This is a genomic window from Crossiella sp. S99.2 (genome assembly GCF_023094165.1).
Classification (GTDB): Bacteria; Actinomycetota; Actinomycetes; order Mycobacteriales; family Pseudonocardiaceae; genus Crossiella.
In genome coordinates this window covers 141,117-162,819 of the sequence record NZ_JALMDK010000002.1, presented here as the reverse complement: position 1 = coordinate 162,819, position 21,703 = coordinate 141,117, and the positions used below count along the sequence as shown (strand labels likewise).

Below are 21,703 nucleotides of genomic sequence, written 5' to 3'. Positions count from 1 at the left end.
CGAAACGGGGTCTGTCCACAGTGGACAGACCCCGTTTTCCGTCAGTGCACTCAGCCGATCAGGGTGGCCTTCACCAGCGCGGCGACCCGCCCGCCGTCGGCGCGGCCGGCCACCTTCGCGTTGGCCGCCTTCATGACCTGACCCATCTGCTTCGGTCCCGGCTTCTCGCCGAGCTGCGCGGTCAGCTCGGCCACCGCCTGGCTCACCAGTCCGGCCAGCTCATCATCGGAGAGCTGCGCGGGCAGGTACGCGGAGAGCACCTCGCCCTCGGCCACCTCCGCGGCGGCCTGCTCGGCCCGGCCGGCGCCGGCGAATGCCTCGGCGGCCTCCTTGCGCTTCTTCAGCTCGCGGGCGAGCACCCGCAGCACCTCGTCGTCGGTCAGCTCCTTGGCGGTCTTGCCCGCCACCTCCTCGGTGCTGATCGCCGCGAGCGCCATCCGCAACGACGCGACCGTCACGGTCTCCTTCTGCTTCATCGCCGCGGCCAGATCGGCCTGTAGTTTCGCCTTCAGCTCCGCCATGACCAGGCAGGTTACTCCTGCGAAAAAGGCACCACGGCGCATTACGTACCCTGGTAAGGGTGAACAACCTGGGTCGGATCCTGCTCGGCACGGCGGCACTCGGCGGCGCGGCGCTCGGCTACGCCACCGCGATCGAACGGCGAATGTGGACGCTACGGCACGCGACGCTGCCGGTGCTCTCCGACAACGCCCGCCCGCTGCGCCTGCTGCACGTCTCCGACCTGCACATGCTGCCCGGCCAGCAGTCCAAGCAGCGCTGGGTGGCCGCGCTGGCGGAGCTGGAGCCCGACCTGGTGATCAACACCGGGGACAACCTGGCCCACCCCAAGGCGGTGCCCGCGGTGCTGCGCGCGCTGGGCCCGCTGCTGGACCTGCCCGGCCTGTTCGTCTGGGGCAGCAACGACTACTACGGGCCGAAGCCGAAGAACCCGGCCCGCTACCTGCTGCCCTCCAGCAAGACCAAGCGCGTGCACGGCGCCCCGCTGCCCTGGCGCGACCTGCGCGCCGCGCTGACCGAACGCGGCTGGCAGGACCTGACCCACGTGCGCCGCAACCTGACCATCGCCGGCCTGACCATCCAGGCCGCGGGCGTGGACGACCCGCACCTGCACCGCGACCAGTACAGCGATATCGCGGGCAGGCCGGACCACCACACCGACCTGCGCCTGGGCCTGACCCACTCGCCCGAACCGCACGTGCTGGACTCCTTCGCCGAGGACGGCTACGACCTGGTCCTGGCCGGTCACACCCACGGCGGCCAGCTCTGCGTGCCCGGCTACGGCGCCCTGGTCACCAACTGCGGCCTGGACCGCTCCCGGGTCAAGGGCGCCTCCCGCTGGGGTCAGCACACCTGGCTGCACGTCTCGGCCGGACTGGGCACCTCGCCGTACGCGCCGGTGCGCTTCGCCTGCCCGCCGGAGGCGAGCCTGTTGACGCTGGTCCCGCGCTCGGCCGAACTCGACCCGAGCCTGCTCAAGGCAGGCGGAAGCCCCCGATTCGGTGTACGAGCGAACGTCCGCTAGTATTTCTCTCGTTCAACCAGTTCCATCGGGGTGTGGCGCAGCTTGGTAGCGCGCTTCGTTCGGGACGAAGAGGTCGCAGGTTCAAATCCTGTCACCCCGACCAGCCGATTGGCCGATGTTTGTCCGCGGAAAACGCGGACCTGCATCGGCCTTTCTGCTTTGTGGGGGCCAAGCCCCCACGCCCCAGCCGGCGGGCTCTGCCCCCGGACCCCCGGGTGCCCTGCCGTTGTCCTCTCGGGGTCCACTTAGGTGGTTGTCCGTGCCCAAAGGGCACATCTTGTCCGGGTTTCTCCGGAGGTGCCGCAAGATCGGGGCGGGTTGACTACTTGATGTTCCGACTCTTCTAGGCGTGGGGGAATTCACCAGATGGGGCGAAGTCTTGTGGTGGGCGCGGTGGTGGCCGCGGTGGCTGGGAGTGTGCTGGCGGCACCCGCGTCGGCGGCGGCGCCGGAGGTGGCGCTCAGGGACGGGCAGACCTATTCGGCGGTGATCCAGCGCACCGAGTACGGGGTGCCGCACATCACCGGGGCGAGCATGGCCTCCGCCGGGTACGGGTTCGGATACGCCTTCGCGCAGGACAATCTGTGTCTGCTGGCCGAGCACGTGACCACGCTGGCCGGTGAGCGATCCCGGCATTTCGGGCCGGAGGGGCGGTTCAACAACGGGCCGGGCACCTTCACCAACCTGGAGAGCGACCTGTACTTCCGGGCGTTCAACGACTCCGGGCGGCTGGAGCAGTTGCTGGCGGCGAAGTCCGGGCCCTCGCTGGAGATCCGGGAGACCCTGCGCGGGTATGTGGCCGGGTTCAACCGGTACCTGCGGACCACCGGGGTGGACCGGCTGCCGGATCCGACCTGCCGGGGCAAGGCATGGGTGCGGCCGCTGACCGAACTGGACCTGTGGCGCAACCTGCACGACTCCAGCCAGCTCACCGGGGTGTCCTCGTTCACCTCGCAGATCGCCAACGCGAAACCGCCGACGAGCAAGGGAATCCCGGCGATTCCGGCGTCCGCGGAGATGATGGCGGTGGGCAGCAACGCGTGGGGGCTGGGCCGGGAGGCGACCAGGGACGGCAGCGGCCTGCTGCTGGGCAACCCGCACTTCCCGTGGGCCGGGCCGAACCGGCTCTACCAGGCGCAGTTGACCGTGCCGGGCAAGCTCAACGTGCTGGGCGCCGCGCTGGCCGGGTTGCCGACGATCGCGATCGGGCACAACGAGTCGATGGCCTGGACGCACACCGTCTCCAGTGCGCACCGGTTCACCATGTTCGAGCTGAAGCTGGCCCCCGGTGACCCGACTTCCTATGTGGTGGACGGGAAAACCGAGCCGATGAGCAAGCGGACCGTGCGGGTCCAGGTGCGCGGCGCGGACGGTTCACTGTCCACTGTGGAGCGTGTGCTGTACCGCTCCCGGTACGGGCCGGTGCTGGCCGACGGCTGGACCGACACCATGGCCTTCGCCGTGCGTGGGTCCAATGAGGACAGTCTGCGGGCGATGGACCAGGAGCTGGCGGTGGGCCGGGCCAAGGATGTGACCGAGGTCAGGGACGCGCTGCACCGGGTGCAGGGCTCGGCCTTCACCAACACCGTGGCCGCCGACGCCAAGGGGCAGAGCTTCTACGCCGATGCCTCGGTGGTGCCGCACGTGACCGACGCGCACGCGCAGCGCTGCGTGGACACCCCGGCCGGCCGGGCCTTCTATCCGGCCAGGGTGATCCTCAACGGCTCGCGGCTGGAGTGCGGCTGGGGCAGCGATCCGGACGCGGTGACGCCCGGGGTGTTCGGGCCGAAGCACCAGCCTGCGCAGCAGCGCGCCGACTACGTGCAGAACGCCAACGAGTCGGCCTGGCTGACCAACGCCTTCGCCCCGCTGACCGGCTACCCGCGGATGTACGGCCCGCAGGCCGACCCGCGCTCGCCGCGGGACCGGCTGTCCCACCTGATGGTCGACCAGCGCCGCGCGGGCAGCGACGGGCTGGGCGCGCCCGGGTTCGACCTGCCGAACCTGCAGCAGGCCATGCTGGGCAATCGCACGCTGACCGGCGAGCTGTTCCGGGACGCGGTGGTCGGGCTGATCGAGGCCAACCCGACGATGACCGCCACCGACGGCGCCCGGATCGACGTGCGCACGGCGGGCGCGGTGCTGGCCAAGTGGGATGGGCGGATGGACACCGACAGCCCCGGCGCGGTGCTGTGGCGGGAGGTCTACGGCGGGATCCGGCCGTTGCCGAACAAGTTCGTGGTGCCTTTCGACCCGAAGGACCCGGTGCGCACCCCGCACACGCTCAACACCGCCGAGCCCAAGGTCAGGACGGCCATCGCGGACGGGGTGCAGCGGCTGCTGCGGAACAACCTGCCGCTGGAGCTGGAACTCGGCAAGGCCCAGCGGGACGCCCCCTCCCGCAAGCTGCTGCCGATCCAGGGCTGCGCGGGCAGCGAGGGCTGCTTCAACGTGACCGAGCCGAGCACGACCAAGATCCAGGCGGACGGCACGTACGGCAAGGTCGAGATGGGCTCCAGCTTCATCATGGCCGTCCAGCTGGGCCGGAACGGGCCGCGCTCGCAGTCCGTGCTGACCTACTCGCAGTCGGCCAACCCAGCCTCCCCGCACCACTACGACCAGACCGAGCTGTACGTGCGCAAGGGCTGGGTGCCGGGCCGGTACACGCAGACGGAGATCCGCAAGGCCCCCGGGCTGACGACGGACATCATTGCCGAGTAACGGACTCTAGGATCGGGGTGTGAGCCAGCATCCGACCGCACAGGTTCCCGACCAGCTCTTCGCCGATCCGGCCGCCGAGGCGAGGTGGCGGGCCCGGTTCGCGGCACCCAGGGTGTCGCGACCGGGCTGGGCCGAGGACGCGCCGCAGCGCAGCCTCTACATCTCCAACCTCGGCGGGGTCTGGGAGGTCTACACCTGGGACCGGGACTCCGGCGCGCACCGGCAGGTGACCGATCGCAAGAACGGCACCACGCACGCCACGCTCACCCCCGACGGCGAGCACATCTGGTGGTTCGCCGACACCGACGGCGACGAGTTCGGGCACTGGGTCAGCGAGCCCTACGGCGGCGGCGCTGACCCGGCGCCCGCGCTGCCGGGCACCCCGGACGCCTACCCGGCCGGGCTGGCCCTGGGCAGCAAGGTGGTCGCCCTGGGCACCGCCACCGACGACGGCACCACCATCTGGATCTCCCGGGACGGCGCGCCGTCGGAGATCGTCTACCAGAACGAGCACGACGGCGGGGTGGGCTCGCTGGCCAAGGACGAGACGTTCCTGGTCATCTCGCACTCCGAGCACGGCGACTCCCGGCACCCGGCGCTGCGGGTGCTGCGCACCGCCGACGGCGGCGCGGTGGCGGAGAAGTGGGACGGCAAGGGCAAGGGCCTGGACGCGCTGGCCTTCAGCCCGGTGCCGGGCGATCAGCGGGTGCTGATCCTGCACGAGCGCCGCGGCCGGGAGGAGCTGCTGCTCTGGGACGTGGCGGCCGACACCGAGGTCGAGCTGACCATCGACCTGCCGGGTGAGATCGTCGGCGACTGGTACCCCGACGGCAGCGCGCTGCTGATCTCGCACACCTACCAGGCCCGCAACACCCTGCACCGCTACGACCTCAGCACCGGCGAACTGTCCACTGTGGACACCGCACGGGGTGTGGTCAGCTCGGCCGAGGTCCGCCCGGACGGCACCGTGGAGTACTCCTGGTCCTACTCCGGCCAGCCGCCCGCGGTGCGCGCGATCGGCCCGGACGGGGTGGACCGGGTGCTGCTGGAGCCGCAGGGCGAGCGGGCCCCGGAGAGCGTGCCGCTGGACGACGCGTTCGTGGACGGGCCCGGCGGCACGGTGCACGCGCTGGTCACCCGGCCTGCCGGTGAGGGCCCGTTCCCGACCGTGTTCGAGCTGCACGGCGGGCCGCACTCGGCGGATGAGGACCGGTTCTCCGCCTACCGCGCGGCCTGGGTGGACGCCGGGTTCGCGGTGGTGCACATCAACTACCGCGGTTCCACCGGCTACGGCTCGGTGTGGCGGGACGCCATCGAGGGCCGCCCCGGCCTGACCGAACTGGAGGACGTGGCCGCGGTGCACGCCTGGGCGGTCGGCTCCGGTCTGGCCGACCCGGCCAAGTGCGTGGTTGCGGGTGGCTCCTGGGGCGGCTTCCTGACCCTGCTGGCCGTGGGCACCCAGCCCGAGCTGTGGGCGGCCGGGGTGGCCAGCGTGCCGGTGGCCGACTACGTGGCCGCCTACGAGGACGAGATGGAGCCGCTGCGGGCCTACGACCGGGCGCTGTTCGGCGGCTCGCCGACGGACCTGCCGGAGCGGTACGAGGCGTCCTCGCCGATCACCTACGTGGACAAGGTGACCACGCCGGTGCTGGTGCTGGCCGGCGAGAACGACCCGCGCTGCCCGATCCGGCAGATCGAGAACTACCTGGACCGGCTGGCCGAGCGTGGCGCCGCCTACGAGGTCTACCGGTACAACGCGGGCCACGGCTCGCTGGTGGTGGCCGAGACGATGCGCCAGACGGCGGCCGAGATCGACTTCGCCCGGCGGATTCTCGCCACCGGGTGAGACCGGTCGCGCACTGGTGGCGGGTCCGGCTCAGGCGAGCTGGGCCTGCCACATCCAGTGCGCTTCCTCCAGCTTGCCGGTGATCTCGATGATCAGGTCCTGGGTGACCAGGTCGGTCTTGTCGGTGGCGTCGATCCGGACCCGCATCCGCTGCACCAGGGTGCCCAGCGTGGTCACGATCGCGCCGATGACCTCGGTGTCCTGCTTCCAGTTAGCCGGGAACGCGGGCACGCCGGTGGTCTCGGCCACCGTGGTGACCCGGCCGTCCGGGGAGACGCCGATCGCGGCGGCGCGTTCGGCGACCTGGTCGGAGTAGCCGCGGGCGGCGGTGACCAGCTCGTCGAGCTGGAGGTGCACATCGCGGAACTGGCGGCCGACCACGTTCCAGTGCGCCTGCTTGGCGACCAGGGACAGGTCGATCAGGTCGACCAGCGCGGCCTGCAGCACCTCGCCGGTGCGCTCACGTTCGGCCTGGCCGAGTGGGCTGGTGATCGGGCTGGTGGTCACGTCGAGCCTCCTCGCATCCGGGGACACGAGCAGGTCTTCCCGCGCTCAGGCCGCGGAAACCACCCGGACGTCGCCGAAGGTGGTCCAGGCCTTGATCCGGATCTTGGGGGCGCCCGGCACCGGCGGCACGTCGGCCAGCTCGACCACCTCGTCGCCGAAGATCAGCCCGCTCTTCACCTCGACCTCGACCCCCTCGGGCACGGTGACCTCGATGTCGCCGAACCAGCTCCAGGTGTGCACCTCGACCAGCGGATCGGTGATCACCGCCTGGCGCAGGTCCAGTTCGACGTCGCCGAAGAAGGAGGACACGGTGGCGCCGGTGGGCAGCGCGAAGCGGCCGCCGCGGGCCACGTCGTCGAAGATCGACTGCCGGCTGACCACGGTGGTGGCCGGGGTGAGCGGGGCGGGCAGCGTGCCCACCACCGCCTGCACGCCGGCTTCGTCAGTGGCCTGGAAGACCAGGTCGACCTTGTCGGTGAACTCGTCCAGGGTGAGCCTGCCCTCGCCGACCGCGCGTTCCAGCGTGGTCTGCGCCCGGGTCTTGACCAGGTCGAGGGCCGGCTCGAAGGGTGGCTGCGTCACCAGGCCACGGTAACCACGGACTTGGTCAGCGTTCGTCGTCGCGAAGTAGCGCCCCTGGTCGGCCTTCAGGCTGATTCCGGCCGCGCAGCGCGAACTCGGCCACCTGCTGCCCGATGGTCCGCAGAGTGTCGCTGACCTGGGTGTCCGTGCAGCCGCCGCCGAGGTCGAAGCTGACCTCGCGGGAGTTGAGCGCCGCGCCCAGCGGGGTCGGCCAGCCGCGCAGGGCGTGCACGATGGAGCGCAGCGCGGTGAGCGTGGTGACCGCGGCCTGCCAGCCCATCGCGGTGGCCACGCAGCCCACCGCACGGCCGTCCAGGTACGGGCGCTCGTCGCCGCGCAGGTCCTCGATGTAGTCCAGGGTGTTCTTCACCAGGCCGGAGACCGTGCCGTGGTAGCCGGGCGAGACCAGCACCACGCCGTCGGCGGTGCGCAGCGCCTCGACCATCCGGATCGCGTTCTCCGGGCGTTCCGGCATACCCGGGTCGTAGAAGGGCAGCACCAGGTCGGGCCCGGTGAAGGCGACCGTCTTGGCGCCAGCCTCGCGGGCCCCGGCCAGCACCAGGTCGAGCGCGCGCTGGGACTGGGAGTCCGCGCGCAGCGATCCGCCGATGCCCACCACGGTGACCGTCATACGAGTAGTTCCTTCCTTCGGCCGACCCGCCCAGCACGGTACGACCTCCAGCCAGCTGGAGGTCAACTGGCCTTTAGGACAGCCGGTCCAGCCAGTTCTTCACCCGCTCGGTCAAGCTCTGGTCGCGCACCTTGACGTCGCCGAAGATCGACCGCGCGTTGATCCGGAGCAGCGGACTGCCCGGCAGCGCGGGCTCCCCGGACAGTTCCACCCGTTCCGAGCCGAACACCACCGAGCCGTTGACCTCGGCGTTGATCCCCTTGGGCAGGGTGATCACCACATCGCCGAAGCAGCTGAACACGGTCAGCTCCACCACCGGCTCGCTGATCACCGCCTGCCGCAGGTCCACCTTGGCGTCGCCGAAGATCGCGCTGATGGTGGTGCCCGAACGCAGGGTGAACCGGCCGCTGCGGCGGACATCGTCGAAGATCGATTTGGTGCTGACCTTGGCCACGGCCGCTGCGGGCGCGGGCGGGAGGACCGGCGCGGGCAGGTCCTGCACCGCGCGGGCGATCTCGGCCGGATCCTGCGCCCGCCACACCGTGTCGGCACGGGCGGTGAACTCCTCCAGGGTCAACCTGCCCTCGCCGACCGCGCGTTCCAGCGCGGTCTGGGTCGCGCGTTTGGTCTCCTCCAACGGGTCCTGCCCTGGCAGCATCACCGGACCGAGGGTAGTAGAACCCTCGATCCGGTGAGGCCGGATCGCTCAGCCGGTGAACCGCTCCGCGACCTTGTCACCCAGGGTCTTGTCCACGTTGCGCCAGTAGGCCAGCGCCCGCTCCAGCACCGGCCGGGACACCCCGTTGCCCAGGTGTCCGGTGATGTTGTCGGCCAGCCGCGCCCGCGCCGCCTCGTCCATCACCTGACGCACCAGGGTGCCCGCCTGGCCGAAGTCGTCGTCCTCGCGGTGCAGCGCGTAGGCCGAGCGCACGATCTCGCCGGTCACGCCGTAGCCGTCCGCCTCGTCCGGGAAGCGCTGCCCGTCGGCCTTGGGCCCGCCGTAGGAGTTCGGCGCGTACACCGGGTCGCTGATGTTCTGGTACCGCATCGCGCCGTCCTTCGAGTAGGACTGCACTGGCGACTGCGGGCGGTTGACCGGCAGGTCCATGTAGTTCGGACCGATCCGGTGGCGGTGCGTGTCCGGGTAGGAGAACAACCTGCCCAGCAGCATCTTGTCCGGGGACGGGCCGATGCCGGGCACCAGGTTGGACGGCTCGAAGGCGGCCTGCTCGATCTGGGCGAAGTAGTTGTCCGGATTGCGGTCCAGCACCAGCCTGCCGACCTTGGTCAGCGGGTAGTCCCCCTGCGGCCACACCTTGGTCAGGTCGAACGGGTTGAACCGGTAGTCCGCGGCGTCCTCATACGGCATGACCTGCACGTACAGCGTCCAGCTCGGCGCGTTGCCGCCGGAGATCGAGTTCCACAGGTCGGCGATGTGGTAGTCGGCGTCGGTGCCCGCGATGTGCGTGGCCTCGGCCGAGGTCAGGAACTCGATGCCCTGGTCGGTCTTGAAGTGGTACTTCACCCAGAACTTCGCGCCACCGGCGTTGACCCACAGGTAGGTGTGCGAGCCGTAGCCGTTCTGGTGCCGCCAGCTCTTCGGGATGCCGCGATCGCCCATCAGCCAGGTGACCTGGTGCGCGGACTCCGGGGACAGCGACCAGAAGTCCCACTGCATGTCGTGGTCGCGGCGGCCGTTGTCCGCGCGGCGCTTCTGCGAGTGGATGAAGTCGGAGAACTTGCTGGGGTCGCGGATGAAGAAGACCGGGGTGTTGTTGCCGACCAGGTCGTAGTTGCCTTCCGGGGTGTAGAACTTCAGCGCGAAACCGCGCGGGTCCCGCCAGGTGTCCGGCGAGCCCAGTTCCCCGGCCACGGTGGAGAAGCGCACCAGCGCGTCGGTGCGCACTCCTGGCTGGAACAGCGCGGCCTTGGTGAACTGGCTGACGTCCTCGGTGATCTGCAGGAACCCGAAGGCGCCGCCGCCCTTGGCGTGCACCACCCGTTCCGGCACGCGTTCGCGGTTGAACTGGGCCATCTTCTCGATGGCGTAGTGGTCCTGGAGCAGGATCGGCCCGTTGGCGCCCGCGGTCAGCGAGTGCTCGTCACTGGCGACCGGGATACCCGCGTTGGTCGTGGTGTACCGCTGCTGGGTCACGCTGTTCACTCCTCGTGGTGGTGATCCTCCGCGCCGGCGGCCAGGCAGTTCGGGCACCGGCCCCAGAACACGACCTCGGCCTCGTCCACCGCGAAGCCCGCGGTGTCGGAGGGGTCGAGACAGGGCCGCTGGCCGCGGACGCAGTCGACGTCCTCGGTGTGCCCACAAATCCGGCACACCAGGTGGTGGTGGTTGTCCCCGGTCCGAGTCTCGAACCGGGCCGGGTGGCCCGCCGGTTCGATCCGGCGCAACAACCCGGCCGAGGTACACGCGGCCAGCACGTCGTAGACGGCCTGGGTGGACACCGTGCCCAGCCGGGCCCTGGTGGCCGTGGCGACCTGGTCGGCGGTCGAATGCGGGTGACCGGAGAGCCACTCGAGCACCGCGATCCTCGGCTGCGTGACCCGGAGTCCGGCCGAGCGGAGCCGGTCGCGGGCATCGGGTGGCAGCGGGGTGGTCTCGGTGTTCATGACAGCATCACTCCACCACTTTTTCTGGAATGAGTCAAGAAAAGGCCCGAGGCTGGCCCGGGAAACCTCTTGGACGACTGTCGGTGCCGCCAGTCACCATGCACAGGTGCCGATCGAGCCCTACCGCCGCCTGTTCGCGCTGCCCGGCGTCCGTCCCCTGGTCGTTGTCACCCTGCTGGCCCGGACCCCGATCGCGGCAGGGCCAATGGTGTTGAACCTGCACGTGCTGCAGGACCTGGGGCAGAGCTACACCTGGGCTGCGGTGGTCTCGGTGGCGGTGACCATCGGGCTCGCGGTCGGCTCGCCGCTGCTGGGCCGGATGGTGGACTCGGTCGGCCTGCGCCCGGTGATCCTGATGACCACCGTGGTCGAGGGCGTGTTCTGGTTCGCCAGCCCCTGGCTCGGCCTGACCGGACTGCTGGCCACCGCGGTCTTCGGCGGGCTGTTCGCGTTGCCGGTGCACTCGATCTCCCGGCAGGCGATGGCCGCGCTGGTGCCCGAGGCGCAGCGACGGACCGCGTTCTCGCTGGACTCGATGGTGGTCGAGGCGGCGTTCATGGTCGGGCCCGCGCTGGGCGTGGTGGTGGTGACCGGCCTGTCCGGGCAGGTGGCCATGATCGGCGTGGGCAGCTGCATCGTGCTCGCCGGGATCGGGCTGTTCCTGCTCAACCCGGCCACCCGCAGCAGCACCAGCGAGGTGGCCACCGGCCCGCGGCCGCCGCGGTCGAGCTGGCTGACCACCCGGATGCTGGCGGTGCTGGCCGCCTCCACCGGCGCGGTGCTGGTGCTCTCCGGCAGCGACCTGGCCATCGTGGGCGTGCTGCGCGAGGCCGGTCAGCTGCCCTGGACCAGCGCGGTGATCCCGATCTGGTGCCTGGCCTCGCTGATCGGCGGTTTCGTCTACGGCGCGATGCACCGCTCCTACCCGTCGCTGGTGCTGATGGGCCTGCTCGGCCTGTGCACCATCCCGGTGGCCTTCGCCGACCAGTGGTGGCTGCTCGGCCTGATGCTGATCCCAGCCGGACTGCTCTGCGCGCCGACCATCGCGGCCACCTCCGAGGAGGTCAGCAGGCTGACCCCGGAGTCGGTGCGCGGCGAGGCGCTGGGCCTGCACGGTTCCGCGCTGACCGCGGGCAGCGCGCTGGGCGCGCCACTGGCCGGCCTGGCCATCGACCTGGCCGGACCGCCCTGGGGCTTCGTCGCGGTGGGCGGGGCCGGACTGCTCTCGGCGATCGTGGCCTGGACGCTGTTCCGCGCCTCGGCCAACCGGGCGGCGGCCAAGGCCGAAACCGCGATCTAGGGGCGGTAGCGCAGGCCGTCCATGATCAGGTCGAGCTGGCGGCCTGCCAATTCGCGGTGGCCTATCGCGGCGGTGGCCAGTGCCACCCCGCTGATCGCGAAGAGCACCTCCTCCGGCGCCACATCGGTGCGCAGCGCGCCCGATTCGGCGGCCGGGGCCAGCAGCAGCCGGATGGCCGAGTCCAGCAGGTCCCGACTCTGCTCGTACGGGTTGGCGCCGGTGGCGATCACCGCGTTGAGCGCGGCGGACATGCCCGACTTGGTGGTCCAGTAGGCCAGGAAGCGGTCCATCCAGGCACGCAGGGCCTGATCAGCGGGCAGCTCGGCGAGCAACTCCCGCGCCGCCTCGCACACCTCGGCCAGCTCGTTGCGGTAGGCCGCTTCGATCAGCGCCTCGCGGGTCGGGAAGTGCCGGTAGAGCGTGCCGATGCCGACTCCGGCCTCCTTGGCGACCGCGTCCAGGGCCACCTCGGGACCGCGTTCGGAGAACAGCCGGACCGCGCACTTCAGCAGCTTCTCCCGGTTGCGCTGGGCGTCCGCGCGCATGCCTCGCTCCACTCTTGTGACCCAGATCACCTGTCAAACGGAGAGCCCTCCGGTTAGCTTGGAGTCACCGGAGGGTCCTCCGGTTAGAGCTTAGACGCAGAACAGGACGCTGTCATGGGCACTCGTTCGACCACCCCGTTCACCCGTGAGTCCACCGCCGCCGAGGTCATCGCCGGAGTGGACCTGACCGGTAAGCGCGCCATCGTCACCGGCGGCGCCTCCGGCATCGGCGTGGAGACCGCGCGGGCACTCGCGCACTCCGGCGCCGAGGTCACCATCGCCGCCCGCAACCTGGAGGCGGCCGAGAAGGTCGCCGCCGAGGTCGGCGCCCGGGCCGCGCACCTGGACCTGGCCGACCGGGCCTCGGTGGCCGCCTTCGCCGCGGACTGGCAGGGCCCGCTGCACATCCTGGTCAACAACGCCGGGGTGATGGCCTCGCCGCTGACCCGCACCCCGGAGGGCTGGGAACTCCAGTTCGGCACCAACCATCTCGGCCACTTCCGCCTCACCCTGGGCCTGCACCGCGCGCTCGCCGCGGCCGGTGGCGCCAGGGTGGTCTCGGTCAGTTCCTCCGCGCACCTGATGAGCGGGGTCGACTTCGAGGACCTGCACTTCGAGCGCCGCCCGTACGACCCGTGGGTGGCCTACGGCCAGAGCAAGACGGCGAACATCCTCTTCGCGGTGGAGGGCGCGCAGCGCTGGGCCGCGGACGGCATCGAGGTCAACGCGCTGATGCCGGGCGGCATCCGCACCGGGCTGCAGCGGCACGTCGAGAGCGACCCTGGCTTCCAGGAGATGGTGGCCAGCTCGGGCATGCAGTGGAAGACCACCGAGCAGGGCGCGGCGACCTCGGTGCTGCTGGCCGGCTCGCCGCTGGTGGCCGGGATCAGCGGCCGCTACTTCGAGGACAGCAACGAGGCGCTGCCGAACGTGCCGGGCGAGCGGCGGGCCGGCGTGGCCTCCTACGCCCTGGACACCGAGGCGGCCAAGCGGCTGTGGGATGTCTCGGTCGCTCTGCTCAACTCCTGATCGGGCATCAACTCATGAGATCGCGCAAGGCCAGGTAGGTCCGCTCGACCCGGGGCCGGGCGGTGGCGAAGTGCTCGGCCAGGTCCGGGTCCGGGTGCACGGTCTCGCTGGGCGTGATCAGCCCGGCGGCGGCCTCCAGGGACGGCAGCACCTCCAGGGCCCGCCAGCCGAGCAGGCAGGCGCCCAGGCCGGAGCCCTCGCTGTCCTCGGTGATCTCCAGGTCGGTGTCCAGGGCGGCCGCGATCAGCTGACCCCACAGTGGCGAGCGGAACGCGCCGCCGGTGGCGCGCACCGGGGTGACCGCGGCCCCGGTGTCCCGCACCGCGTCCCGGACCAGGGCCAGCTGCTGGGCAACCCCCTCGACCAGGGCGCGGGTCAGTTCGGCCCGGCCGTGGTCGCGGCGCAGGCCGAGCAGCAGGCCACGCGGGTCCGGGTCCCACCAGGGCGCGCGTTCGCCGAGCAGGTAGGGCAGGGCGAAGAGGCCGTTCGCGCCGGGCGGCACCGCGGCGGCCTCGGTCAGCAGGTCGCCCATGTCCTCCTCGCCGACCAGGTCGGCGGCCCACTGGCTGACCACGCCGCCGTTGCTGACCGCGCCGCCGAGCACCCAGTAGCCCTCGGCGATGCCGTAGCAGAAGGTGCGGCCGCGTTCGTCCACGCCGGGTTCGGTGCGCACCACCCGCATCGCGCCGCTGGTGCCCAGGGACAGCGCGGCCATGCCGGGGCGGATCGCGCCGACCCCCAGGTTGGCCAGCGGTCCGTCGCCGCCGCCGGCGACCACCGGCAGCCCTTGCGGCAGGCCGGTGGCCTCGGCGATCTGGGCGCGCAGCGGCAGGGTGTCGGTCGGGGCGAGCAGTTCGGGCAGCTGATCCGCGGTGATGCCGGCGAGGTCGAGCGAGGGCTGATGCCAGGCCAGCCGGTGGATGTTCATCAGGCCGCTGCCGGAGGCGTAGGAGTGCTCGGTGGCCAGCCTGCCGGTGAAGTGGTGCAGCACGAAGTCCTTGAGCGAACACCAGAACGCGGGCTTGGTGTCCGGATCCTGCTCGGCGAACCAGACCAGTTTGGCCAGTGGCGCGAACGGGTGCACCGGGGTGCCGGTGGCGTGGTGCAGCTGCGCCGCGGCCGGATCGCGGCGCAGCCGGGCGGCCTGGTCGATCGCCCGGTTGTCCGCCCAGCTCAGCGACGGGGTGATCGGGCGGTAGTCAGCGTCCAGGCCGATCAGGGTGTGCATGGCCCCGGTGAAGACCAGTGCCCGCACCGGGGCGGCACAGGTCTGCACGCATTCACGCACCGCGTCCAGCGCCGCCTGCAGCACCCGGTCCGGGTCGTGCACGGCCAGGCCGGGCTGATCGGTGCGCATGGGGTAGCCGCGTTCGGCGAGGGCGGCAACCCGCCCTCGCCGGTCCGCGGCCACCACCTTGGTCGCGGTGGTGCCGAGATCGATGCCGAGCACCACGCCGTCGCCCATGGTCATATTCCGAAACTACCGGGGCGGCTCCGGCGTTCACGCCTGGGTGACGATGACCTCGGCGATCTCGTAGGTGTTCAGCGCCGCGCCCTTGCGCAGGTTGTCCCCGCACACGAACAGTTCCAGGGTGTTCGGGAAGTCCAGCGCCTGGCGGATCCGGCCGATGTAGGTCGGGTCGCCGCCCACCACGTCGGCCGGGGTGGGGTACTCGCCGTTGGCCGGGTCGTCCACCACCACGATCGAGGGCTGCGCGCCGAGCAGCTTGCGCGCCTGCTCCACGGTGACCTCGCGGGCGAAGGTGGCGTGCACGGCCATCGAGTGCGTGGTGACCACCGGGACCCGCACGCAGGTCGCGGAGACCTTGAGGTCCGGGATGCCCAGGATCTTGCGGGACTCGTTGCGGACCTTCAGCTCCTCCGAAGACCAGCCGTCGTCCTTGAGCGAACCCGCCCACGGCACCACGTTGAAGGCCATCGGCGCCGGGAACGGCGATTCGGACTGCACCAGCCCGGCCGCCTCCAGCGCGGCGCGCACGTCGCCCGCCTTCTCCCCGACCGCCTGGCCGGCCACCGCGGCGATCTCGGCGTAGAGCCGGTCCACGCCGGACTGGCCCGCGCCGGAGACGGCCTGGTAGCTGGCCACCACCAGTTCGGTGAGCTGGTACTCCCGGTGCAGCGCGCCCAGTCCGGCCATCATGGACAGGGTGGTGCAGTTCGGGTTGGAGATGATGCCGCGCGGCCGGTTGTGCACGGCCTCGGCGTTGACCTCGGGCACCACCAGCGGCACCTCCGGGTCCATCCGGAACGCGCCGGAGTTGTCCACCGCGACCGCGCCGCGCTCGGCCGCGATCGGCGCCCATTCCGCGGAGACCTCGTCCGGCACGTCGAACATGGCGACGTCCACGCCGTCGAAGGCTTCCGGGGACAGCGCGATGACGGTCAGGTCCGCGCCCCGCACGGTGATCTTCTTGCCAGCCGAGCGGGCCGAGGCGATCAGCCGGATCTCGCCCCACGGCACGGATTCCCGGCCGTTGATGATGTCGATCATGACGGTGCCGACCGCGCCGGTCGCGCCGACCAGGGCGAGCACAGGTCCGTTGTGGCTCATGTTCAGCGCCCCGTTCCGGCGTAGACCACGGCCTCCTCGTCGCCACCGAGGTCGAATGCCCCGTGCAGCGCGCGGACCGCGTCATCGAGCTGGGTGTCCCGGCAGATCACCGAGATCCGGATCTCCGAGGTGGAGATGATCTCGATGTTGACCCCGACCTTGGCCAGCGCCTCGCAGAAGGTGGCGGTCACGCCGGGGTGCGAGCGCATGCCAGCGCCGATCAGGCTGACCTTGCCGACGTGCTCGTCGTAGGCGACGGACTCGAAGCCGATCTCCGGCTTGGCCTTGTCCAGCGCGGCGACCGCGATCGGGCCACCGGTGCGCGGCAGCGTGAAGGTGATGTCGGTGCGGCCGCTGACCGCACGGGAGACGTTCTGCACCACCATGTCGATGTCCAGCTCGGCGTCGGCGATGACCCGGAAGATCCGGGCGGCCACGCCGGGGTGGTCGGGCACACCGGTCACGGTGATCTTGGCTTCAGACCGGTCGTGCGCGACGCCGGTGATCAACGCCTGCTCCACGGCAAGATCCTCCATCGACCCGGTCACCAGGGTGCCGGGCTTGTTGTTGAACGAAGAGCGAACTCGGATCGGCATCCCGTTGCGCCGCGCGTACTCCACCGAGCGCAGGTGCAGCACCTTGGCGCCACAGGCGGCCATCTCAAGCATCTCCTCGTAGGTGATCTGCTCAAGATGCTTGGCGTCCGGCACGATCCGCGGGTCCGCGCTGAACACGCCGTCGACGTCGGTGTAGATCTCGCACACATCGGCGTTGAGCGCGGCGGCCAGCGCCACCGCGGTGGTGTCGGTGCCGCCCCGGCCGAGGGTGGTGATCTCCTTGCTGTGCTGGCTCACGCCCTGGAAACCGGCGACGATCGCGATCGCGCCCTGGTCCAGCGCCTCCCGGATCCGGCCCGGCGTGACGTCGATGATCCGCGCCTTGCCGTGCGCCGAGGTGGTGATCACCCCGGCCTGGGAGCCGGTGTAGGAGCGGGCCTCCGCGCCGAGGGCGTGGATGGCCATCGCGAGCAGCGACATCGAGATCCGCTCACCCGAGGTGAGCAACATGTCCATCTCGCGGGCCGGCGGCACCGGGGCGACCTGGCTGGCGAGGTCCAGCAGGTCGTCGGTGGTGTCCCCCATCGCGGAGACGGCCACGACCACGTCGTTGCCCGCTTTTCGGGTCTCGACGATGCGCTCGGCCACCCGTTTGATCCGCTCAGCGGTCTCCACCGAGGATCCGCCGTACTTCTGGACGACGAGCGCCACCGAACCGCACCTCCCACGAAGCCACACGCACCGGCACTAACCTGCGAGGACGCAGGTCCACACTCGCGAGCAGCCTACCCGCGCGCGGGATGGGGTCCGGTAGTCAGATAAGGGCAAAAATGTCGTCAGGAAGTTGCCCGGAACCGCTGGGGCGGAGGGATTCTGTGTCGGCTGCGCAGGTGGGAACCGAGCCGGAGGCGTCTCCGGTGGGATCGGTCACATCTGGCCAAAAACGCCGTCCGCTGTGGCGGGATCCCGCCCGCTGGGAGCACAGCAGGCTGATCCGGCTGCTCGCCCCGGCCGTGCTCTACCTGGCCATCCGCGAGGTCGGCCTGCTGGTGGTGCAGTGGATGGCCGGGCGCAACCGGATCAGCGTGACCGGCGCGCTCACCGCCTGGGACGGGCAGTGGTACCTCTCGATCAGCGCCAGCGGCTACGACAAGGTGCCGTTCTCGCTGGTGGACGCGTTCGGGCGGCGTAGCGAGGAAACCCCGCTGGCGTTTTTCCCGGGGTACCCGATGCTGGTCCGCGCGGCGGGCGAGCTGCCGGGCGTCAGCCTGGTCGCGGCGGCCTTCGCGGTGAACGTGATCGGCGGGCTGGTCTGCGCCTACGGCCTGGTCCGGCTGGGTGAGCGGATCGGCGGCAGCTGGCGTTGCGGGCTGGTGCTGCTGGTCCTGTTCGCGGCCTCGCCGATGTCGGTGGTGCTGTCCATGACCTACTCCGAGGCGCTGTTCTCCGCGCTGGCGGTGTGGACCCTGTTGTGGCTGGTGGACCGGGAGTGGCTGCTGGCGGCACTGGGCTGCGCCACCGCGGGCCTGGTCCGCCCGACCAGTGCCGCCCTGGTCGCCGCGGTGATGCTGGCCGCGCTGGTCGCGGTGATCCGCCGCCGGGACGGCTGGCGGCCCTGGGTGACCCTGGCGCTGGCCCCGGCCGGGCTGCTCGGCTACCTGACCTGGGTGGGCGCCCGCACCGGCCGCTGGGACGGCTGGCTGGCGCTGCAGGCCCGCGGCTGGGACTCCCAGTTCGACGGCGGACTGGCCACCCTGCGGTTCAGCCTGGACGTGCTCTCCTCGGCCCGCTCGGTGCTGGAGGTGGCCACGGTGTGGATCCTGCTGCTCACCCTGGTGCTGTTCGCGCTGGGTCTGCACCAGCGGCTGCCCTGGCCGCTGATGGTGTACTCGGCCGGGGTGATGTTCCTCAGCATCGGCTCCAACGGCCTGATGAACTCCAAGGCCAGGCTGCTGGTGCCGGCGATGGCCCTGCTGATCCCGGCCGCGGTGCTGCTCGCCCGCAGACGTCCGGGCACCATGGTGGTGGCGCTGGGCCTGCTGCTGTTGTTCGGTTCCTGGTTCGGCGCCTACTCGATCACCGCCTGGCCGTACGCGATCTGACCTCCGGAGGTCCCTGCCTTGACCGAGACCGCGGCCCACCCCACGGCCACCACCAGCGTCCCGGTGCACGAGCTGATCTCCACCCGGTGGAGCCCGCGTGCCCTGGACCCGGCCGCCGAGGTCAGCGACACCCAGCTGCGGGCCCTGTTCGAGGCCGCCCGCTGGGCCGCGTCCTGGGGCAACACCCAGCCGGCCCGGTTCCTGCTGGGCCGCCGCGGCGACGAGACCTTCGCCAAGATCACCGACACCCTGACCGAGGGCAACAAGCGCTGGGCGAGTGCCTCCGCCGCGCTGATCCTGGGCATCGCGGTGACCGAGCTGGAGGAGGGCAAGCCGATGCCGTACGCGGAGTACGGGCTTGGCCTGGCCGCGCAGAACCTGGTGCTGCAGGCGGTGTCGGAGGGCCTGGTCGCGCACCAGATGGCCGGGTTCAGCAGGCCGGGTGCGAAGGCGGTGTTCTCGCTGCCGGAGCAGCTGGACCCGGTGGTGGTGATCTCGGTGGGCAGGCTGGCCGATCCGGCCACCGCGGACCCCCGTCTGCTGGAGCGGGACGCCCGGCCGCGCACCCGCAAGGCACTGGACGAGCTGGTGTTCACCGAGTGGGGCGAGCCGGCGTTCTGACGCGTAGCTCAGCGTGCTACACGGTGCTACGCTGGTGCCATGAAGGTCGTCTCCCAGCGGGAGTTCCGCAACAACTCCGCCTCCGTCATGGACGCGGTGGAGGCGGGCGAGACCTACCACGTCACCCGCAACGGCGTGCCGGTGGCGGAACTGCGCCCACTGTCCCGTCGGCGCAGGCTCACCGCCGAGGAACTGGTGGAGCGGCACCGGAAGCTGCCCAGGGTGGACTCCCGGCAGCTGCGGCAGGAGGCCGACGAGTTCTTCGGCACCGAGGGCCGGGTCGACGACGATGACCCGTGGACGCGTGCCGGTGGCTGACCGTCCCGAGGCAGGGGTCCTGGACACCTGCGCGTTCATCGACCTCGATCAGCTCGACCTGGCCGTGCTGCCCTCGTTCCCGGAGATCACCTCGATCACCCTGGCCGAGTTGCACCAGGGCGTTGCCATGGCCAGGAACGCGGCCACCAGGGCGGCACGGGCCGAGAAGCTCGGCGCGGCCATCGTGGAGTTCGAGCCGCTGCCCTTCGACCGCGCGGCCGCCGCCCGCTACGGCACGCTGGTCGCGCTGACCCTGGAAGCCAACCGGAGTCCCAGGCCGCGCAGGCTGGATCTGATGATCGCCGCCATCGCCTCCGCCAGGGACCTGCCGCTCTACACCCGCAACGTGGCCGACTTCGCCGGGTTGGGCGACATGGTCACCGTGGTCGCGGTCTGACGTAGACCGGACGTGCACGAGTTGTTCGCGGGCCGGTGATTCGTTGGGGACACGGAGTTCTTCGCAGGCGAAGGAGCCACCCCCATGTCCGCACTCCCCCGACGCACCTTTCTCGGCAGCACGGCGGCACTGACCGTCGGCGCGGCCGCGGCCGGTCCACTCAACCTGCTCACCGCCCCCTCGGCCGAGGCGGCTGGGCCGATCCGCCCGTTCCAGGTGCACATCCCGCAGCGGCAGCTCGTCGACCTGCGGCGCAGGCTGCAGGACACCCGCTGGCCAGCCAAGGAGACGGTCGCCGATGACTCCCAGGGCGTGCGGACCGCGACGCTGCGCAGGCTGGTCGAGTACTGGCGCAGCGGCTACGACTGGCGCAAGGTCGAGGCCAGGCTCAACGCGTTGCCGCAGTATCTGACCGAGATCGACGGCCTGGACATCCACTTCCTGCACATCCGCTCCCGCCACCCGGACGCGCTGCCGCTGATCATCACGCACGGCTGGCCCGGCTCGATCCTGGAGCTGCTCAAGGTCATCGGGCCGCTCACCGACCCGACCAGGCACGGCGGCCGGGCCGAGGACGCCTTCCACCTGGTGCTGCCCTCGATGCCCGGCTACGGCTTCTCCGCCCAGCCCACCACGACCGGCTGGGGCCCGGACCGGATCGCCAAGGCGTGGCACCAGCTCATGCGCCGCCTGGGCTACCAGCGCTACGTCTCCCAGGGCGGCGACTGGGGCGCGGTGATCTCGGACAAACTCGCCGCGCTGGCCCCGCCCGGATTGCTCGGCATCCACGTCAACATGCCGGCCACCGTGCCCCCGGAGATCGCCCGCATCCTCACCAACGGCGAACCCGCGCCGCCCGGACTCTCTCCCGCCGAGCGGCGGGCCTTCGATCAGCTGGATGTCTTCTACCGCAAGAACACCGGCTACTCGGCGATGATGGTCACCCGGCCGCAGACGGTGGGTTTCGGGCTGTCGGACTCCCCGGCCGGCCTGGCCGCGTGGATGTACGACAAGTTCGCCCAGTGGACCGACAGCGGCGGCGTGCCCGAGCGCGCGCTGACCAGGGACGAGATGCTCGACGACATCACGCTCTACTGGCTGACCAACACCGCGATCTCCTCGGCCCAGCTGTACTGGGAGAACAACGCGAACAACTTCAACGCGGTGGACATCGCCATCCCGGCCGCGATCACGGTCTTCCCCGGCGAGATCTACCAGGCGCCGCGCAGCTGGGCCGAACGCGCCTATCGCAAGCTCATCCACTTCAGCGAGGTGGACAAGGGCGGGCACTTCGCCGCCTGGGAGCAGCCGGAGCTGTTCAGCCGGGAGATCAGGGCCGCGTTCCGTTCCCTGCGCTGACCCTGGTGCTCAGCCGAGCCGACGGATGATCTTGACCACCAGTGCGGTGACGATCAGCCAGAACAGCGCGGCCAGGCCGTAGTTGACCAGGATCCGGGCCTTGGGGTCCTCGGGCATGAACAGGTCGCGGAAGCCCAGCGCCAGTGGGTCGGCCCAGCCCGCCACGAACCGGGTGATGGCGTTGGCCGGGTTGGCGCCGCCCACGGTGAGCACCACGTGGGCCACCAGCACCACCGCGATGATCGTGCCGATCCAGCGCAGTGCCGCCGCCACCGCGGTGACGATCCTGGCCCTGGTCAGGACCGAATTCACGCGGTGGCGGCGGCGCTCGGAGTGTTCGGCCATGGGCCGCAGTCTGGCAGGTCCGCCCTGGTCGGGCTACCCGCGAGTAGGGTGCTCGACACTCCCACGATCCGGGACAGTTTTCTCAACCGGCCTGGCGGCGGGC

22 protein-coding genes and 1 tRNA gene are annotated in these 21,703 nt (G+C 71.0%); 11 read left to right on the top strand and 12 right to left on the bottom strand.

Annotation, left to right across the window (positions count from 1 at the left end):
- Positions 1 to 50 precede the first annotated feature (50 nt).
- The gene (locus tag MZC64_RS07190; protein WP_247761104.1) at positions 51 to 521 is read right to left on the bottom strand and encodes a GatB/YqeY domain-containing protein; all 471 of its coding nucleotides are present in this window, start codon (positions 519 to 521) and stop codon (positions 51 to 53) included.
- Positions 522 to 580: 59 nt separating this feature from the next.
- Here MZC64_RS07190 and MZC64_RS07185 point away from each other — a divergent pair, with 59 nt between their 5' ends.
- From MZC64_RS07185 to MZC64_RS07170, 4 genes are all read left to right on the top strand, one after another.
- Positions 581 to 1,543 carry a metallophosphoesterase gene (locus tag MZC64_RS07185; RefSeq protein ID WP_374205642.1) on the top strand — a complete coding sequence of 321 codons (963 nt, stop codon included), beginning with the start codon at positions 581 to 583 and terminating at the stop codon, positions 1,541 to 1,543.
- Between the two features lie 26 nt (positions 1,544 to 1,569).
- Positions 1,570 to 1,646, top strand: a tRNA-Pro gene (locus tag MZC64_RS07180).
- A gap of 263 nt (positions 1,647 to 1,909) precedes the next feature.
- On the top strand, positions 1,910 to 4,264 hold the full coding sequence (locus MZC64_RS07175) for a penicillin acylase family protein (RefSeq protein ID WP_247761103.1): 2,355 nt from the start codon (positions 1,910 to 1,912) through the stop codon (positions 4,262 to 4,264).
- A gap of 19 nt (positions 4,265 to 4,283) precedes the next feature.
- Positions 4,284 to 6,110 carry a prolyl oligopeptidase family serine peptidase gene (locus MZC64_RS07170; RefSeq protein WP_247761102.1) on the top strand — a complete coding sequence of 609 codons (1,827 nt, stop codon included), beginning with the start codon at positions 4,284 to 4,286 and terminating at the stop codon, positions 6,108 to 6,110.
- A gap of 30 nt (positions 6,111 to 6,140) precedes the next feature.
- Here the strand turns inward: MZC64_RS07170 and MZC64_RS07165 are convergent, their stop codons facing one another.
- From MZC64_RS07165 to MZC64_RS07140, 6 genes are all read right to left on the bottom strand, one after another.
- Positions 6,141 to 6,617 carry a DNA starvation/stationary phase protection protein gene (locus MZC64_RS07165; protein ID WP_247761101.1) on the bottom strand — a complete coding sequence of 159 codons (477 nt, stop codon included), beginning with the start codon at positions 6,615 to 6,617 and terminating at the stop codon, positions 6,141 to 6,143.
- 45 nt (positions 6,618 to 6,662) lie between these two features.
- Positions 6,663 to 7,199, bottom strand: coding sequence for a LiaF domain-containing protein (locus MZC64_RS07160; RefSeq protein ID WP_247761100.1), 537 nt, complete (start codon positions 7,197 to 7,199; stop codon positions 6,663 to 6,665).
- A gap of 25 nt (positions 7,200 to 7,224) precedes the next feature.
- A complete protein-coding gene (locus MZC64_RS07155) occupies positions 7,225 to 7,830 on the bottom strand; it encodes an NADPH-dependent FMN reductase (RefSeq protein ID WP_247761099.1) in 606 nt (201 codons plus the stop codon).
- A 73-nt stretch (positions 7,831 to 7,903) separates the two neighbouring features.
- Entirely contained in the window at positions 7,904 to 8,488 is a 585-nt protein-coding gene (locus tag MZC64_RS07150) for a DUF1707 domain-containing protein (RefSeq protein WP_247761639.1), read from the bottom strand.
- A 48-nt stretch (positions 8,489 to 8,536) separates the two neighbouring features.
- Positions 8,537 to 9,985, bottom strand: coding sequence for a catalase (locus MZC64_RS07145; RefSeq protein ID WP_247761098.1), 1,449 nt, complete (start codon positions 9,983 to 9,985; stop codon positions 8,537 to 8,539).
- Positions 9,986 to 9,990: 5 nt separating this feature from the next.
- A complete protein-coding gene (locus MZC64_RS07140) occupies positions 9,991 to 10,455 on the bottom strand; it encodes a Fur family transcriptional regulator (RefSeq protein ID WP_247761097.1) in 465 nt (154 codons plus the stop codon).
- A gap of 106 nt (positions 10,456 to 10,561) precedes the next feature.
- Between MZC64_RS07140 and MZC64_RS07135 the strand changes: the two genes are divergently transcribed.
- A complete protein-coding gene (locus MZC64_RS07135) occupies positions 10,562 to 11,755 on the top strand; it encodes an MFS transporter (RefSeq protein WP_247761096.1) in 1,194 nt (397 codons plus the stop codon).
- Here the strand turns inward: MZC64_RS07135 and MZC64_RS07130 are convergent.
- The gene (locus MZC64_RS07130; RefSeq protein ID WP_247761095.1) at positions 11,752 to 12,300 is read right to left on the bottom strand and encodes a TetR/AcrR family transcriptional regulator; all 549 of its coding nucleotides are present in this window, start codon (positions 12,298 to 12,300) and stop codon (positions 11,752 to 11,754) included. The two genes, MZC64_RS07135 and MZC64_RS07130, sit on opposite strands and share 4 nt — an antisense overlap.
- Before the next feature lie 114 nt (positions 12,301 to 12,414).
- Between MZC64_RS07130 and MZC64_RS07125 the strand changes: the two genes are divergently transcribed.
- Positions 12,415 to 13,329 carry an SDR family NAD(P)-dependent oxidoreductase gene (locus tag MZC64_RS07125; RefSeq protein WP_247761094.1) on the top strand — a complete coding sequence of 305 codons (915 nt, stop codon included), beginning with the start codon at positions 12,415 to 12,417 and terminating at the stop codon, positions 13,327 to 13,329.
- A gap of 7 nt (positions 13,330 to 13,336) precedes the next feature.
- Here MZC64_RS07125 and MZC64_RS07120 read toward each other — a convergent pair whose 3' ends face one another.
- From MZC64_RS07120 to MZC64_RS07110, 3 genes are read right to left on the bottom strand one after another with little or no spacing between them, the layout of a single operon-like run.
- Complete coding sequence (locus tag MZC64_RS07120; RefSeq protein ID WP_247761093.1) at positions 13,337 to 14,800, bottom strand: gluconokinase; 1,464 nt, start codon at positions 14,798 to 14,800, stop codon at positions 13,337 to 13,339.
- 30 nt (positions 14,801 to 14,830) lie between these two features.
- Positions 14,831 to 15,901: an aspartate-semialdehyde dehydrogenase gene (locus MZC64_RS07115; protein WP_247761092.1), complete on the bottom strand. Its 1,071-nt coding sequence runs from the start codon at positions 15,899 to 15,901 to the stop codon at positions 14,831 to 14,833.
- Positions 15,902 to 15,903: 2 nt separating this feature from the next.
- Positions 15,904 to 17,169 carry an aspartate kinase gene (locus MZC64_RS07110; RefSeq protein ID WP_247761091.1) on the bottom strand — a complete coding sequence of 422 codons (1,266 nt, stop codon included), beginning with the start codon at positions 17,167 to 17,169 and terminating at the stop codon, positions 15,904 to 15,906.
- Between the two features lie 206 nt (positions 17,170 to 17,375).
- Here MZC64_RS07110 and MZC64_RS07105 point away from each other — a divergent pair, with 206 nt between their 5' ends.
- The 5 genes from MZC64_RS07105 to MZC64_RS07085 all read left to right on the top strand — a co-directional run bounded on the left by MZC64_RS07105 (position 17,376) and on the right by MZC64_RS07085 (position 21,255).
- Positions 17,376 to 18,560: a hypothetical protein gene (locus MZC64_RS07105; RefSeq protein ID WP_247761090.1), complete on the top strand. Its 1,185-nt coding sequence runs from the start codon at positions 17,376 to 17,378 to the stop codon at positions 18,558 to 18,560.
- A gap of 18 nt (positions 18,561 to 18,578) precedes the next feature.
- Entirely contained in the window at positions 18,579 to 19,181 is a 603-nt protein-coding gene (locus MZC64_RS07100) for a nitroreductase family protein (RefSeq protein WP_247761089.1), read from the top strand.
- Positions 19,182 to 19,220: 39 nt separating this feature from the next.
- The gene (locus MZC64_RS07095; protein WP_247761088.1) at positions 19,221 to 19,499 is read left to right on the top strand and encodes a type II toxin-antitoxin system Phd/YefM family antitoxin; all 279 of its coding nucleotides are present in this window, start codon (positions 19,221 to 19,223) and stop codon (positions 19,497 to 19,499) included.
- Complete coding sequence (locus MZC64_RS07090) at positions 19,492 to 19,896, top strand: type II toxin-antitoxin system VapC family toxin (RefSeq protein ID WP_247761087.1); 405 nt, start codon at positions 19,492 to 19,494, stop codon at positions 19,894 to 19,896. The genes MZC64_RS07095 and MZC64_RS07090 overlap by 8 nt, the downstream gene beginning before the upstream one ends.
- An 84-nt stretch (positions 19,897 to 19,980) precedes the next feature.
- Positions 19,981 to 21,255 (top strand): epoxide hydrolase family protein, encoded by a 1,275-nt coding sequence (locus tag MZC64_RS07085; protein ID WP_247761086.1) that lies wholly within the window; start codon positions 19,981 to 19,983, stop codon positions 21,253 to 21,255.
- A 9-nt stretch (positions 21,256 to 21,264) separates the two neighbouring features.
- On the opposite strand, the gene MZC64_RS07080 is transcribed toward MZC64_RS07085, so the two are convergent.
- The gene (locus MZC64_RS07080) at positions 21,265 to 21,600 is read right to left on the bottom strand and encodes a hypothetical protein (protein ID WP_247761085.1); all 336 of its coding nucleotides are present in this window, start codon (positions 21,598 to 21,600) and stop codon (positions 21,265 to 21,267) included.
- Positions 21,601 to 21,703 lie beyond the last annotated feature (103 nt).